The sequence below is a fragment of the Okeania sp. SIO3B5 genome, from assembly GCF_010692555.1.
Lineage (GTDB): Bacteria > Cyanobacteriota > Cyanobacteriia > Cyanobacteriales > Microcoleaceae > Okeania.
On record NZ_JAAHHG010000200.1, the window covers coordinates 1,558 to 16,427 of the forward strand.

General features: G+C 36.6%; 13 protein-coding genes, 1 tRNA gene and 2 pseudogenes. 7 read left to right on the plus strand and 9 right to left on the minus strand.

Going from position 1 to position 14,870, the window contains the following annotated elements; translation table 11 throughout:
- Nucleotides 1-9 precede the first annotated feature (9 nt).
- From F6K54_RS43125 to F6K54_RS23435, 5 genes and pseudogenes are all read left to right on the plus strand, one after another.
- Nucleotides 10-498, plus strand: a pseudogene (locus tag F6K54_RS43125) (Rpn family recombination-promoting nuclease/putative transposase); the annotation flags it as partial.
- Nucleotides 478-753: a DUF4351 domain-containing protein gene (locus F6K54_RS43130; RefSeq protein WP_366558207.1), complete on the plus strand. Its 276-nt coding sequence runs from the start codon at nt 478-480 to the stop codon at nt 751-753. The pseudogene F6K54_RS43125 and the gene F6K54_RS43130, both read left to right, overlap by 21 nt.
- Nucleotides 754-767: 14 nt before the next feature.
- Nucleotides 768-1,478: pseudogene (locus tag F6K54_RS23430) on the plus strand (Rpn family recombination-promoting nuclease/putative transposase); the annotation flags it as partial.
- The gene (locus F6K54_RS43135) at nt 1,458-1,751 is read left to right on the plus strand and encodes a DUF4351 domain-containing protein (RefSeq protein ID WP_366558208.1); all 294 of its coding nucleotides are present in this window, start codon (nt 1,458-1,460) and stop codon (nt 1,749-1,751) included. The pseudogene F6K54_RS23430 and the gene F6K54_RS43135, both read left to right, overlap by 21 nt.
- A gap of 108 nt (nt 1,752-1,859) precedes the next feature.
- Entirely contained in the window at nt 1,860-2,003 is a 144-nt protein-coding gene (locus tag F6K54_RS23435) for a hypothetical protein (RefSeq protein WP_293082658.1), read from the plus strand.
- Between the two features lie 590 nt (nt 2,004-2,593).
- Here the strand turns inward: F6K54_RS23435 and F6K54_RS23440 are convergent.
- The 5 genes from F6K54_RS23440 to F6K54_RS23460 form a co-directional block, all read right to left on the minus strand.
- On the minus strand, nt 2,594-3,313 hold the full coding sequence (locus F6K54_RS23440; RefSeq protein ID WP_293082662.1) for a hypothetical protein: 720 nt from the start codon (nt 3,311-3,313) through the stop codon (nt 2,594-2,596).
- 67 nt (nt 3,314-3,380) lie between these two features.
- Nucleotides 3,381-3,581: a hypothetical protein gene (locus tag F6K54_RS23445; protein WP_293082666.1), complete on the minus strand. Its 201-nt coding sequence runs from the start codon at nt 3,579-3,581 to the stop codon at nt 3,381-3,383.
- Between the two features lie 66 nt (nt 3,582-3,647).
- A complete protein-coding gene (locus F6K54_RS23450) occupies nt 3,648-5,057 on the minus strand; it encodes an RNA polymerase sigma factor (protein ID WP_293082670.1) in 1,410 nt (469 codons plus the stop codon).
- Between the two features lie 570 nt (nt 5,058-5,627).
- Nucleotides 5,628-5,885 carry a hypothetical protein gene (locus F6K54_RS23455; RefSeq protein WP_293082673.1) on the minus strand — a complete coding sequence of 86 codons (258 nt, stop codon included), beginning with the start codon at nt 5,883-5,885 and terminating at the stop codon, nt 5,628-5,630.
- A 491-nt stretch (nt 5,886-6,376) separates the two neighbouring features.
- A tRNA-Phe gene (locus tag F6K54_RS23460) sits at nt 6,377-6,449 on the minus strand.
- Nucleotides 6,450-6,926: 477 nt separating this feature from the next.
- Here F6K54_RS23460 and F6K54_RS23465 point away from each other — a divergent pair.
- Nucleotides 6,927-8,438, plus strand: coding sequence for an MBOAT family protein (locus tag F6K54_RS23465; RefSeq protein WP_293082674.1), 1,512 nt, complete (start codon nt 6,927-6,929; stop codon nt 8,436-8,438).
- A 647-nt stretch (nt 8,439-9,085) separates the two neighbouring features.
- On the opposite strand, the gene F6K54_RS23470 is transcribed toward F6K54_RS23465, so the two are convergent.
- The 4 genes from F6K54_RS23470 to F6K54_RS23485 all read right to left on the minus strand — a co-directional run bounded on the left by F6K54_RS23470 (nt 9,086) and on the right by F6K54_RS23485 (nt 13,583).
- Complete coding sequence (locus tag F6K54_RS23470; RefSeq protein ID WP_293082677.1) at nt 9,086-9,847, minus strand: FkbM family methyltransferase; 762 nt, start codon at nt 9,845-9,847, stop codon at nt 9,086-9,088.
- A gap of 642 nt (nt 9,848-10,489) precedes the next feature.
- Nucleotides 10,490-11,338 (minus strand): sulfurtransferase, encoded by an 849-nt coding sequence (locus F6K54_RS23475; protein ID WP_293082680.1) that lies wholly within the window; start codon nt 11,336-11,338, stop codon nt 10,490-10,492.
- 123 nt (nt 11,339-11,461) lie between these two features.
- Nucleotides 11,462-12,022 (minus strand): hypothetical protein, encoded by a 561-nt coding sequence (locus tag F6K54_RS23480; protein WP_293082682.1) that lies wholly within the window; start codon nt 12,020-12,022, stop codon nt 11,462-11,464.
- A gap of 124 nt (nt 12,023-12,146) precedes the next feature.
- Nucleotides 12,147-13,583: a hypothetical protein gene (locus tag F6K54_RS23485; RefSeq protein WP_293082684.1), complete on the minus strand. Its 1,437-nt coding sequence runs from the start codon at nt 13,581-13,583 to the stop codon at nt 12,147-12,149.
- A gap of 25 nt (nt 13,584-13,608) precedes the next feature.
- Here F6K54_RS23485 and F6K54_RS23490 point away from each other — a divergent pair, with 25 nt between their 5' ends.
- A complete protein-coding gene (locus F6K54_RS23490) occupies nt 13,609-14,517 on the plus strand; it encodes a tRNA (5-methylaminomethyl-2-thiouridine)(34)-methyltransferase MnmD (RefSeq protein WP_293082687.1) in 909 nt (302 codons plus the stop codon).
- The last annotated feature ends 353 nt before the right edge of the window (nt 14,518-14,870 follow it).

The window sequence follows — 14,870 nt, forward strand, 5'->3', positions numbered from 1 at the left end:
TCTATTGTAATTATTGAAATGCAAGTGGCACCAATGACTGCTTTTAATAAGCGGGTGGCTTACAATTTGTCAAAAGCTTATGCTAATCAGTTGGATAAAGGGGAGAATTATCCTTTATTAAATCCGGCAATAGCTCTCACAATTACAGATTTTATTTTGTTTTAAAATACTGATGATAATATTAATAAAGATGATTATATTAATAAATTTGTGTTTCAGGAGGAAACTAAAAAGTATAAATGCTTGGAAAAAGAATTGCGTTTAATTTTTGTGGAATTGCCGAAATTTAACAAAAGTTTGTCAGAGTTAAAGAGTTTGACAGATAAGTGGATTTATTTTCTGAAAGAGGCAGCTAGTTTTGATGAGATACCAGAGAGTTTAGGGGAAGTTGGAGAAATAGAACAAGCTTTAAATATTGCTAATTTTATTAATATGAGTCCAGAGGAGTTAGAGATAGTTGAAAACCGAGGTATAGCGATGCAAGATGAAAGAGGAAGGATAGCTTATGCAGAACAACAAGGGATAGTTAAAGGGGAAGCAATAGGGATAGTTAAAGGGGAAGCAATAGGACGGCTTAATCAAGCGATCGCTCTAGTAAAACTGTTAATAACTCAACGTTTTGGAGAGGTTTCTCAAGAGATTAGTAGTCAGATAGAAAGTTTACCTTTGGCAGATGTGGAGGATTTGGTGAAGGTATTTTTAAGCTTTAATAGTTTGCAAGATTTAGAAAGTTGGTTACAGGAACGTTTATAGGGAGAAATACTACTATGAAATTTATCAATCCCAAGGTCGATTATGCTTTTAAAAAAATCTTTGGTTCTGAGCAAAGCAAAGAGATTTTAATCAGTTTTCTGAATGCGATAATTTATGATGGAGAAAAAATCATTGAATCTTTAACAATTGTAAATCCTTTTAATCCTGGTAAAATTATCAGTTTAAAAGAAACTTATTTGGATGTTAAAGCAGTTTTAGTTGACGGTTCTATTGTAATTATTGAAATGCAAGTGGCACCAATGACTGCTTTTAATAAGCGGGTGGCTTACAATTTGTCAAAAGCTTATGCTAATCAGTTGGATAAAGGGGAGAATTATCCTTTATTAAATCCGGCAATAGCTCTCACAATTACAGATTTTATTTTGTTTTAAAATACTGATGATAATATTAATAAAGATGATTATATTAATAAATTTGTGTTTCAGGAGGAAACTAAAAAGTATAAATGCTTGGAAAAAGAATTGCGGTTAATTTTTGTGGAACTGCCGAAGTTTAAAAAAAGTTTGTCTGAGTTAAAAAATTTGACGGATAAGTGGATTTATTTTCTGCAAGAGGCAGCTAGCTTTGATGAAATACCAGAGAGTTTAGGGGAAATTGAAAAAATAGAACAAGCTTTAAATATTGCCAACTTTATTAATATGACTCCAGAAGAGTTAGAGATAGTTGAAAACCGAGGGATAGCGATGCAAGATGAAAGAGGAAGGATAGCTTATGCAGAAGAAGTTGGAGAAGCAAGAGGAATAGTTAAAGGGGAAGCAATAGGGATAGTTAAAGGGGAAGCAATAGGACGGCTTAATCAAGCGATCGCTCTGGTCAAAGTTTTGATAACTCAACGTTTTGGAGAGGTTAATGATGAGATTAGTAGTCAGATAGAAGGTTTGCCTTTAGCAGATGTGGAGGATTTGGTGGAGGTATTTTTAAGGTTTAATAGTTTGGCAGATTTAGAAAGTTGGTTGCAGGAACGTTTGAAGTCTTAATTGAGTGAAGCGATCGACTATTGTCTCATCCCGTGTCGAACTCGCTAACATTACTGTGCGAAATAAGGATTTTTTTGGGTATCGGTGGACTGATAACTGATAACTGAAATGACGGTGGAACGGTTTTTGGTGCGGGTTTCTCGGCATGATGAGCAAAATGCGACGGCGAGTCGCATTGAGGAATACGCTCGCCGTTGGTTTATTTGGGTTAGAAGTGGTGTTCCGAGTGTTGAGTTGGAAAGGTGCCATTGATTTCTATCATATTTCCACGGCATGTCGCTTTGAGGTCTGCGAGCGCATTTGTGGGTGATGATCGTTTGACACCACCTTCTTCCCTCCCATCCTTACACTGGGTATTTTACACGCTTTGCTTTTCCTCCTTCTTTTTTTTCCTTTTCCCACGTCACTTCCGCATATACACTCACACCTTCTCCCCTAACTACATCATTACATCATTGAGCTCTTTTACTTTGATCTTTTTGCTTCCTTCACCACTCCTACGCTTTTCTCTTACACTCTGTCTCTTTCTCCTCTTGCTCCATCTATTTTTCCCAACCGGCCCTCAACTTTAGCTTATTTTTTTCTTCACGGTTCGACTATCGAACAAGTACTTCCAACTTCCACCTAATCACAACCTTTATACTATTACCCCTTTATCCGCACAGTTATTCCTGACATCCGTATATACCCAATTGAGATTTTACAGAACATTTTTTTTTGAGGCTTACCAATCTTCATTCTATACGGCGAGTCGCAATCAGGTTTACGCTCGCCGTCTGATCGACGCAAAAATTTAGTAGTCTTCGGAGGGTTGTTTTAGGTCCACCATGGGTTTTATTTCCTTAGATCTTTTCCCATTCCTCATCCGCATACATCACCGTGGCCTCGTTCGCCTTCGTTAAATCAACTTCAATCTTTTTACTCTTCACATTTTCTATCATTGTTCCTGTATCCATATCTCGCTCGAACCAGATTTGCACTTTGTCCACTGGGTTCAGCGTGTCCGTTCCCTTTATTTCGGGTATTAGGGAATTGTATATGGGTTCAACCTGCAACTTTCCATTTATATCCGTGTATTCTTGCATTACTCCTATATGGATATCTTTGTAATCGTTTATCACCGTCAGCGTATTCGACTCTCCTCCTTTTTCCGGGGTACCGAATACTCCAGAAGCCTTTAACTGGATTGTTTGTCCGAGTTCCATTGCCTTCGGGCCTGTTGATACTTTGACTTTTACACCCTTTATAAATTCATTAGAACCGAAGATTTCGTATTGCGGTGTCCATGTGAAATTGTTTGTAGGTAGATAATCAGTGCTTGAACTCCACACCACATTATATTGATCTCTGACGTTCTTCGCAAAACAAAGAGTGTATCCAGCAAGTTTTAATTTTTCTAGATCCTCTTCCTTGATGTTGATGTTTACTACTTTGGTTACTGCTTTCTCCGCATCGTAGAAATTCTGTATCTCTTCTATTTGCTCACTCAAGGCCAAGACCGGGGAACTTACTACAACCATTGCGACTAAAATTACTGCTAGTGCAGCCAGAAATTTTTTCATTTTTTCTCCGTTTTCCTCTGTTTTTTTTGAGATTAAGTGCTAGAACATGAAATCAATCTAGCAGTTCTTATAATTGACGCATGTCGGTTCTTTTTTCTGACATATGTTTTTTCTTCTTTCCATAATATGCATTACTACTGCGATCGCGCTTTTCCCTTCCATCCCTAATCCTATACTCTTCCAGTATCTTCCGGTCTATATGTTCGTCAAGACCATAAGTATCGGAAACTAAGTTCCTTGATAGACCCACTGGTTGCGATTGCCCCACTTGTCATCCCGTATCTAAGTAGGCAACAAAACTACCACAATCTACGAAATTGCCAGCAGGCAGCAGTTACCATACGGATAGCCTAGGGATTTTTAAGCCGATCGCCCCTACCATCTCCACCAATCTAGCCCCCATCACCCATCGTCGCCGTTCGCCGTCATTGTTCCCCTTAACCAGGAACCGAGGAAAAGACCTTGAGGAATCTGGGACATTAAAAAATCTTCTAATGACAACACCCACCATGTCAAGAATAGAAGAAAGCGTCCCTCTAGACAGTCTCCACCAATTTCCCACAGCACCCTTGTGCGCAACACTGTTTTCTGGATCGATAACCTCTCTAATTAAACACGCCGCCAACATCTCCCGCCCACACTCAGGTAATGGGGCGCACTCCCAAACATCCCTCCTCCAAGTCAATTCCAGAGTAGAAGGAGACAACTCTCCTGGCAATATCGGCCGTAGCTCGTTCTCTCCACAAACCCCAGCAACATCAGAAATATCCTCCCCAACAAGCTCAACAGATTCCGAACATTCCGCCACATCCACATCAACTTCTGCCGAAGCAGTCACCGCCTCCGGTATCTTCACCTCAACCTGTTCCCGGGACTCCACCGGACTCTCCACCATCTCTGGTTTTTCCACCGCTTCCACAAAAGCTGCCTCTGTTTCCCTCTTTACCGTCGCCTTCTCATTTTCTTTCAAAACTTCATGGGACCTTTTCAACGGTCTTTCCTCTTTCTTGGGTGGAGACTGCGATATTTTTCCTGCCTCCACCTGGGACATAATAAAATAGTCGCTCAACTTCTCTTTCAACTTTTTCCAGGCCTGGGAGATGCGCTTGTAAACACAATCTATTGAAATTCCTTGCCGCTTGATTATTTCCTGATAAGAAAGCTCTTCATAAAAATGTAAAATAAAAGTTTCCCGCATCCGTCCGGGCAAAGAAGCGATCGCCCGTCGAATAACCACCGACCTCTCATCCTTCTCCAAAACCTGCTCCGGCAACTCAACCGCCGACGCCACTCCCATTTCTCCACTATCACCAACCCACTCTATATCATCAACACCCACAGCTCCCCGAGAACGTTTGCGGATGATATCGAGACATAAATTGCGAGTCAGAGTCATCAACCAAGCAGGCAAATTAGCAATTTTCCCGGCGAACTTGCGCACCTTATCCAATGCCTTCACCATTGCCTCACTCAGAGCATCCTCGGCATCTGCATGGTTAGAGTTCATCAACCTCAAACAGCAGCGATAAAGTCGGTCTCGATGGTCGCACCATACCTGCCAAAACTCGTTTTCTGTATCCTCTTTCTCCAATTTATGAGGATTTCTGCCTTTTCCTGGAGCGGCTGCCACAGGAGCGGGAGTCAAGGTGGCTAACATAGCCATACTTCCTCCCTTTTCAGTAGTGTCACCACCTGGTAACGGGTCTGTTAATTTCTCTTTTTGCTTGGTCTTGAAATGCACCATAGATTAATTAATTTGGGGTATTCAAAGTGTTTTAAGTGTTTTAATTTTGCTGCAACACGACCGAATAGCTACCGTGAAGTCAATGTCAACTGCTTAAATAATTTTTTGATAAATTAAAGATAATTATTATTAATATTTAGTTTGCCCTAGTCAAAAGTAAAAAATAATCCCTGACTGAGTTTTAGGATTTATTTAGGTCAAATATTTTGGTGATTTGCTATAAAATTATTGAGAATTTCTATTAAAATTGCCAGCAAAATGTGACAGCGAGTCGCATGGATAAATATGCTCGCTACTGGTGAATTTTAGTTAGAATTGGAGTACCTAGGGTTGAGTTACTAGAGGTATGAGAGAGCGCGATCGCCCCGTTACCAAGGGACTCCAAGGAAAATTATTCGTTTATCTGCATCCACTCACTAAAAAATTAAGACTATCTAAAACATTTTTAAACTCTTGTGGAGTCCTGTTTGCTTATGCGTTTGCATCAAAATAACCACTTGTACAACCGGTGAGTTCTCCTTGTACTACCGTTTCACGGAATTCAAAAGTCAAAAGTCATGCATTATGATTTTATAGCTCAAAACTTTGATGCTTCAGTAATTTCAGCAAACTATTCGACATCTGCATAAGAGTTGGAGGATCATTTGCTGCATAATAACTATTAGGTTGACTTGGTGTCGAAAACTCTGCATTAGTTAATTCTATAATTGGTTTTTGCAAGAGAGTAGCAGCGAAAACTTGTGAAGGAAAAGTCATACTCAGGAGAAACGCTACTATTAATCCAACTAGAACTTTTTGAGACCACTGTTTGAGCTTTTCTAGAAACATAATCTACCTTTATCTTTATTGTTGAACTAAAGACAAAACTACAAGAAACGTCAACTTTCGTAAGGACTTAACCAGAGCTACTATTCCTGGACACGGCCTGCTTTAGGCCATGGGCAGTATCTAAAGTTAGCTATGTAAGTCCAATCTTGTAAGTCAAGTCGATTTATAAGTAAGACGTTTAATCTTCCTATTTATGATTTTTTTTTGTGTTTTAATTTAAACGAATAGGGAATAGGGAATAGGGAATAGTAAACTGTTAAAGGGTTTTCGGTGCTCAAATGCTCCGCTAACAGGGTTGAGAAATGTCAAACACCTTAATGCGTAGGACTATAAAGGAATAATAGGGGTTAGAATGCCAGACATTGCTGAGGGGCGGGACGAATATAAGTTGAGTGGATATCCTGCCTACCCAAAAATATAAGGAACGGCCAAAGTCTCCATTCTACTTCCACAAAACTATTAAAATTATCCTGCATTTATGCAAGGGCGAATGCCAGGAGGCGGACTTGAACCGCCGACACGAGGATTTTCAGTCCTCTGCTCTACCAACTGAGCTATCCCGGCTTTTTTTAACTGCTTAACTATACTAGCAGACTAAATATAATTTTGACAAGTACTTTTGGAATTTTTTTTTATTCAGTCAGAAGTCAGATTTTTAAGTCAAAAGTCAAAAGTAAAAAGTCAAAAGTCAGAATTAAAGTAATTAGATGACCTGAGGTACTGATAACTTGATAACTAATAACTGAATAATACCAAGCGTGAAAAAAGAACGTTACAAATAGAGTGCTTACAGCGCTTTTCAGATTGATAAACCACATCGTCATAACCAAAATACTGTAGGGGCGAATGGCCATTCACTCCCTACTGTGGTCTACTGAAATGAAAACTGCTGTAATGTTCGATATGTTCGGTGGGTTACAGGGGGCAGTTAAGATTTTGGTTCGCGGCTTAATATTCCTTTTACAAGAAGTCTCTAAACCTATAAAATCTTACTTTTGACTTTTGACTTCAACATCTTACTTTTGACTTCCATGAAACGGTATGACTTTTATCTCTTTTAACTACGCTCTATTCCTATTAATAGTGTTGGGACTTTATTGGTTAATGCCACGACAGTCTTGGCGAGTGTTTGTCCTCTTAGTTGCGAGTTTTCTTTTCTACGCTACTATTCAACCTCAATATATTCCACTATTATTAATAATTACCCTATTGAATTTTTACCTTGCTCAAGCTATTGGGGAACCAAAAGATTGGCGTATTGCTAATAAACAATGGAACCGCCGTCGCTTGCTATTATTGTGGTTAGGTATAATCTGCAATATCTTACTTTTATTAAGTTTCAAATATATACCTTTTTTATTAAATAGTATTGGCATTCTCTACAATATACCTAATATTTTAGAGAATGCTAATTGGGTTGATAGTCATGTAATTGCACCATTAGGTTTAAGTTTTTTCTGCTTTGAATGTCTTGCTTATCTAATTGATGTTTATCGAGGCGCTCCTTCGGCTTCTTCTTTATTAGAATTTACATCTTATAAGTTATTTTTTCCGAAGCTTATTTCTGGTCCGATAACTCGTTATCATTATCTGCAAAATCAGTTAGGAATGGTTGGGAAAAAAACTACTCAAGCTTTAGTGAAAACTCCAGCTTTAAAATTACCAACTTTAGAGCAAATAACGGAAGGAATTTGGTTAATTGCGACTGGTGCAGTTAAAAAAGCTTTAATAGCTGATAATTTAGGAATTTTTGTAGACCTGAGTTTTAGTAATTTACAACGTGCTGGAAGTGGCGATCTATGGTTAGCAACAGTTGCTTATGGATTACAACTTTATCTTGATTTTACTGCTTATGTTGATATTGCCCGTGGTAGTGCTTTTTTAATGGGTTTAAGTTTGCCACAAAATTTTGATTTTCCTTATTTGAGCACAAGTATTGCAGAATTTTGGCGGAGGTGGCATACAACTTTGGGAGATTGGTTGAGAAACTATTTATATTTTCCTTTGGGGGGTTCAAGGGTAGGTTTATTTCGGACTTGTTTGAATTTGTTAACTGTGATGTTAATTGCTGGTATTTGGCATGGTGCTGCTTGGGGATTTATTGTTTGGGGAGTTTTGCATGGTTTGGCATTAGTAATTCATCGGTTAATAGAGGCAATTTCTCAACATTTTAAGGTCAAAAAAGTATGGGAAAGTTTGCCTGGAATTTTAATTAGTTGGTTGTTAACTCAGAGTATGGTTTTTGGTGCTTGGATATTTTTCCGACTCCCGAATTTAAGGGATTCTTTTTGGGTGTTTTCTCACTGGTGGAATTATGATGCTGATGTTCAATTTGTGGATAAGGTTTATTTGGAGGCGATGGGTTTAGAAAGGTTACAGTTGGTGTGGTTAATTTGCGGAGTTGTGGTGGCAATGGGGATTAATTATTGGTTTCATCGTGGTCTGAAATTACAGTTAAATTGGCAGTTGAAAGTTTTGTTAGTGCCTGTATTTTTGTTTACTGTTTGGTTATTGGCACCGGAGGGTTTGCCTTATATTTATTTTGATTTTTAAAGAAGTTAAGAAGTGAAGAATTCAAAAGTCAAAAGTCAAAAGTCAAAATTTAGAAGTTAAAAGTTAAAAGTTAAAAGTTAGAAGTTAGAAGGAAGAGGGAATAAACATTGAATAAAAATGATACAGCAGTTTCTGAAGTTATGAAGTTCAATTAAATAAAGTGAATTTTTTTTACCGAATAATTAATAATTATATCATGTTTGGCAGAACAGTTATAATTAGGCTCGTAGTTAGGCTTTAGCCCTAATAGTAAGTATTTCAGAGGCTCAAGCCCAACTACAAACAAAAATTTTATTATAAGTAATTATCCGAAGCATGATATTAGGCATCTCCAGAAAAGAGTTCCATGCAACGTCCGTACAGATTAGGGGGAAATAATTGGTAATTTCTGTGCGATAATTTATTTTATTTATTTTTTATTATTAATTGTTGAAGTTAGTCAACAGATGTACAAGATTAAAGCTCAAAACCTTGTATAGGAATAACCAAGTTTGTAAATATTTATCAAAATAATTGGGTCGCGCAACCCCGTCTTTTAAGGCGAAATATTTTTGGAGGGTTGCTCAAATCCCCGTTACAGAAATAACTTCTGATTTCTGACTTTTGACTTTTGACTTTTGACTTTGTTTAATTTGAGTACTTACTGATTAACCATTGATAAAAGCTAAGGTATCACCACCACAAGAAAAGCAGTTATAATTGTATTTTTCCAAGAGTGATTTTGCTAAATTTTTCTCATCATTAGAAAGATGCTTATGCTCATACATAATAACACAAGGTTTATATCTCAAAAAATCAACTTGTGATAGTACTTTATAATCAAATCCTTCTGTATCTATATGAAGAAGATCTATTACTTCTACATTATTTCTATCAAAGATTTCTTGCATAGTTATAGTTTCAATATCTTCTTCAATAATATAGGGTTCAAGCTTCCCTTGAAGATGTTTAAGTATATGATTTCTATCAAAAGAACCTAATTGATCATACCATTCTGGTAGACCTCCTAATTCTGTTTTTGCTTCCTCACAAACATAATAGAATTTCTGAAAACCTCTTTGGGTGGATATAGCAATCTTTTCAAAAATAAATCGTTCAGAATTGTTATAGTTCTTTTTTAATCTCTCGAAAAGAAAAGGAATAGGCTCAATAAATATGCCCTTCCAATTTGTATTTCTGATAACTAAATCCCGAATAGGATCTCCATGAGACCCATCATTTGAGCCAACTTGCACAAAGAAAACAGAGTTTTTATGCTTAATATGTGTCCATATTTGCTTTTGTATTTTTCTAAGTCTTCTGTTGTTGTTGTATTGTATTTTCAGGTTTCTGTACGTGTTTAATGTTTTGCGTAATGGCTCGTATACTGCAGGATATCTGCTAAGTGTACTTTTTATACTTTCATACATATCAAGATTTTCCTATTCAATGGGGTTTAATAACTGCTCGACATAATCTATAGCTATAACCTTATAATTATAAACTCTTGCAAGGCTCTTAATCTTAGCTTAATGGTTGTAGGACAATGCAGTTACTTCAGGGGTTAAAAGCAATTAAATTATAGCAAAGATTAACCATTATTTAGATGCTTGTTTCAATAATTAACAACGTAAGCAAACAGCTCTTAGAAGTCAGCAATTCAGCAAATAGTGAATAATTCCTTCTCAGGTTGAAGGAGCGTAATTTGACATTAAGTTTTAATTATATCCAAATTTCTCAATTGCTTTTACCGAATAATTAATAATTAAATAATTCTTGTTTAAAGCCTCCCCTTTTAAGGAAAAAAAAGCGGTTGAGGGATGGATGGGTTTCCTAACCATATCCAATCAACCAAGACAGCGGTCGATATTCGCAGCTTCCCGTAGGTTGGGATGGTGAGGTCTCCTCGCTGTCCAACCATCGACCAAAAGAAGAAATAATATTTCCTTATATTCAATTTCGTAACAGTTTTAACCAGAGGTAATTATCCATTATCCATTATCAATTAATGAACTCTTCCTATTATCAATAGCTGATAGCTGAATACTTACCTAATTATTAATTATTAATTATTAATTATTAATTGTTGAACTACTCCCTTTATCTGTTAAATATGAACACCAATCACTCCAACTACCTGCATAAAGTTTTCCTGTATTAATACCTGCCATTTTTAACGACCATAAATTAACACAAGCAGTCACACCAGAGCCACAATAAATAATAACTTCTTCAGCATTTTTAACCTTTTCCCACCGTTGAATTTGTTCGTCAACTTTTGCCAGAGAATTTTCATCAGTAACTTGTTTCCAAGGATAATTAACCGCCCCAGGAATATGACCAGCAATAGGGTCAATAGGTTCATGTTTTCCTAAGTAGCGATCGCTATCTCGCGAATCAACTAATACTACTTCTGGTAAATCTTTTTTGGCTTTAACTGTTTCTATATCTACTACCATTTTGGATTGAATTTGTGGTTCAAAAAAACCTGTTTGTGGGGTAGAAATTTCATTAGTAATTGGATATTTTTTTTGCCACTCAGAAAAACCGCCATCTAAGAGAGCAACTTTTTCATGGCCCATGTATGTCAATAACCACCATAGACGGGAAGCAAAGGCAAAGCGAGAATCATCATAAGCCACAATTAGAGTTTCTTGGTATTTAACACCTATAGTTGCTAATTTTTGTGCAAGTTTATCAGTATCGGGTAATGGGTGACGTCCGCCATGTTTTTGTACTGCACTGGAAAGGTCCTGGTTAAGGTCGAAATAGAATGCCCCAGGAATATGAGCATCTTGATATTGTTTCTGGCCTAATTCTGGATCAGCTAAAGAGAAACGACAGTCAATGATCATGAGGTTTGGGTCATTGAGATGGTCTACTAACCACTGAGGAGAAATAAGAAAATTTTTATTAGTCATATCTACTAAATTAAATCAAGTTTTCTTCTTCTAATAATAGGTAATATCATGTCCAAATAGTCAATGATCAAAAAAACCTTCTCCCTTTGAACCAATATTCCCTTCTGCCTTCTGCCTTATGTCTTATGCCTTCCTTTCTCCTAAGTGTAAGTATTCAAGCGGACATGATATAAAACTATTTATAGTTTGTGACGATCGCCTCACTGACATTTTACTGATAAAAACAAATACTGCCATTAATAAGATTAAGACAACTATCCCTAGAGTTATCTGACTCATTTTGAGATGATTCCAACTTCTATTGTTGATAGTATTAATGTTTGATTTTGAATCAAATCTATATTGTTGATTATCGTCAACATTATGCCAAATTAAACTAGATGAAGAATTTAATTCTAAATCAAACTCCTGACTCCAAATTGCATAATCATCACTGTATCTTTTAATTAGTAATTTAACTCTTTTAATTGACTCAGGAGCTAATTCTATTAATTGATGTCTAACTATCTCTACGATATAACTTCTCTCTGGTAATTTTTCAGATTCTAAGAGTATGTGTAACCATCCATTTACTGCACTAACTTTTGCATTAATGCCTTGAGGATGTAACGTCCCATTTAATAAGGTAGCGATAGATTTAGAATTTCCCTGTTTAGCAAGCTCGATAAATCTGTACTGAACCATAACTAATTACCTCTGAATAATGAATAGCAAATATTTGTTTTTATCTTTTTATTTTAGGTTTAATTCCCACCGTAAACAGGGCGTTTAATTATTAATTATTAATTATTAATTATTAATTGTTGAACTACTTTTTAATTTTCGCTACTCTAATTGCATAGTCAGCATAGCCTTGATATTCTATGATTTTTTTTCTGGCTTGTTTATATTTAGGATGAGATGCTGGTACTATTTTCATAAATTCTGTTGCGTCTTGCCACTGACTTGCTACTGCTTCCCATTCTATTTTAGTCTGGGCATACTGAGCCATTTCTGCTGCATTTATAGCTCGATTAACTGCAAGTTTAAATGGGTCTGGTGGTGGTAATACAAGAGTTGTTTTTGGGCTTGGAGAATATAGAGGTGTAGGTTGAGTTTTTACTTCTTCAACTTCTAGGTTTTCGGGCTCAATTTTTTTGACTAGAGGTGTAGTTTGAGTTTTTACTTCTTCAACTTCTAGGTTTTCGGGCTCAATTTTTTTGACTATTGGTGAGGGTATTTCCGGTACTGTAACTACATAATTTTCGGACATTAATTGCCATTGAGAAAATCCATATACGCCTAGTGCAAGTAAAGGAATAATTAGTAATACCAAAATATTGTTTTTGATTGTTTTCTGGATTTTTTGTAAGTAATTACTTTTTTCTATTTGATGAACTGGCTTAACTTTTTCTTCCCCCAATACTGATTGAGGTTTATTTGTGATTTTAGCTCCAGAATAGGTGCTAGTTTTTGCCAATTCATTCTCTGTTTTATCTTTTTCTTTTTGGTTAAATACCCCGCCGTCTACACTGTGTTTACAATTGCTTGGGGTTTGAGTCCCCATCCGCTTTTTCCTCCCCCCTTTCAAAGGGGGGCAAGGGGGGATACCTTCTTCCTTCTTCCTTCTTCCTTCTTCAATCAAATTAATCTGAGGTTGTTTGGGTGGTTTTATATTTTTTAGAGTAGGACTATATATTTTGTTCAATACCAAAAAACTTTTAGATGAAAATTCAAACTGATATAATTTAGCTGCTACAATTAGCCAAACACTAATAAATACAAATAAAAGTAACCGTTCGATAGATGTTTCAGGATATAAAAATTGACTTTTTTCTAAAATTGCAATTTGATAATTTAGGTTAAACCAAGGCAAAATTAATGTATATATTAAAGTTGCTGCCAGAGTACTAATAATAATTATCAACCAACTATATAAAGCTTTCCACCAACTTGTAATTGGCGGGAATAAGAAAAAATTATACTGATAACTTCGATTGAATATTTTCCGAAAAATATGAAAAATCAAAATAAGGTAATGATGCAAAAAAGCGAAAACAGGAATCAAAAAAAACAGAAAAATAATACTCATACAAATGAATAACTCTAAACTTCCCCCTAGTTTTTGCCAAAAATATATTCCTAGTTTTAAACCATTAATTACGGTAACTAAAATAATTAGAAAATAAACCATAATTAAAGCCTTTAACCAAGAACTAGGATAAGGAAACCAAAGAGGTAAGTATAATTTTTTCTGTTTATTCATTTAGATAACTATTTCAGAGGAAAAATTGACAAATCATAAGTTCATACCACAACTAACAGCAGATGGCTCTTTTACTTTTTTTTCACCCGAATTTGGTGAAACTTTTCACTCTAATTTTGGCGCTCAACAAGAAGCAGAATTTAAGTTTGTTTACCCAGTTCAACTATTATCTAGAGTACATCAACCCGTGGTGTGCCTACTTGACGTTTGTTATGGACTAGGATATAACACTGCCTCTGCTTTAGCAGCCATCTGGAAAATTAATCCTGGTTGTAAAGTTCAATTGGTGGGCCTAGAGTTAGATCCAGAGGTACCAAAAACAGCGATCGCTACAAATCTTCTAGATAATTGGCCTCATCCTGTGCCAGAATTATTAGCTACTCTAGCTAATACCCATCAATTACAAACAGAAAAAATTCAAGCCAAACTGTCGATCGGGGACGCTAGAATTACGATTCAAGAACTAAATAACTCTGCTTTCCAGGCTGATGCTATATTTCTTGACCCCTTTTCTCCACCCAGTTGTCCTCAACTTTGGACAGTAGAATTTTTGCACTTAGTAGGTAGCTTTCTCAAACCTGATGGTTATCTAGCAACATATTCCTGCTCCGCAGCAGTCAGAACAGCATTAATTAATGCTCATTTAAAAATTGGCTCTACTGCACCAGTAGGTAGGCGATCGCCAGGAACAGTGGCCAGTTTTACTGAAGAATATTTACCCCCACTTTCTCAAAAAGAAAAAGAACATTTACTAACTCGCGCTAGTATTCCCTACCGAGACCCCCACTTATCAGACTCGGCAGAAATTATTGTGCATCGTCGCCAGTTAGAACAACAAAAATCGTCCCTAGAACCTACATCTCATTGGAAAAAACGTTGGTTGTTGAAGAAGGAGTCAGGAGTCAGGAGACAGGAGTCAGGAGTTCAAATTTAAAAGTCAGAAGTCAAAAGTCAAAAGTGAGGATATATGAAACTATGAAACTATAAGTAGTCATGCAAAATTAATGAAACATACTCTAAAGCTAAAAAGCTGATGCTGTAATTTTTACCGAAAAATTGGGTTTAAAGCCTCGCCCTTGTAGGGCGACTTTTTATTTTATTTGTAAGTCAATTGAATATATGCTATAGTATTATTAGTTGCCGGGGGGCACTCGGAAACTCTAAACGGACGTGGAGGGAAGCGTTAGACTACCGCCAAGGAAGCAGCACCCTGTGAAGCGTCAACCCGCCGAGGAGCTATGGCTCAGTAGGAATCCCCGTGCCTAACAGCCGGGGAGGATGTCAAAG

Coding starts and splice junctions, on each gene's coding strand:
- F6K54_RS43135 (WP_366558208.1), top strand. CDS start 1,458: ATGCAAGATGAAAGAGGAAGGATAGCTTATGCAGAAGAAGTTGGAGAA.
- F6K54_RS23450 (WP_293082670.1), bottom strand. CDS start 5,057: ATGGTGCATTTCAAGACCAAGCAAAAAGAGAAATTAACAGACCCGTTA.
- F6K54_RS23455 (WP_293082673.1), bottom strand. CDS start 5,885: ATGTTTCTAGAAAAGCTCAAACAGTGGTCTCAAAAAGTTCTAGTTGGA.
- F6K54_RS23485 (WP_293082684.1), bottom strand. CDS start 13,583: ATGAATAAACAGAAAAAATTATACTTACCTCTTTGGTTTCCTTATCCT.
- F6K54_RS23440 (WP_293082662.1), bottom strand. CDS start 3,313: ATGAAAAAATTTCTGGCTGCACTAGCAGTAATTTTAGTCGCAATGGTT.
- F6K54_RS43130 (WP_366558207.1), top strand. CDS start 478: ATGCAAGATGAAAGAGGAAGGATAGCTTATGCAGAACAACAAGGGATA.
- F6K54_RS23435 (WP_293082658.1), top strand. CDS start 1,860: ATGACGGTGGAACGGTTTTTGGTGCGGGTTTCTCGGCATGATGAGCAA.
- F6K54_RS23465 (WP_293082674.1), top strand. CDS start 6,927: ATGACTTTTATCTCTTTTAACTACGCTCTATTCCTATTAATAGTGTTG.
- F6K54_RS23475 (WP_293082680.1), bottom strand. CDS start 11,338: ATGACTAATAAAAATTTTCTTATTTCTCCTCAGTGGTTAGTAGACCAT.
- F6K54_RS23480 (WP_293082682.1), bottom strand. CDS start 12,022: ATGGTTCAGTACAGATTTATCGAGCTTGCTAAACAGGGAAATTCTAAA.
- F6K54_RS23470 (WP_293082677.1), bottom strand. CDS start 9,847: ATGTATGAAAGTATAAAAAGTACACTTAGCAGATATCCTGCAGTATAC.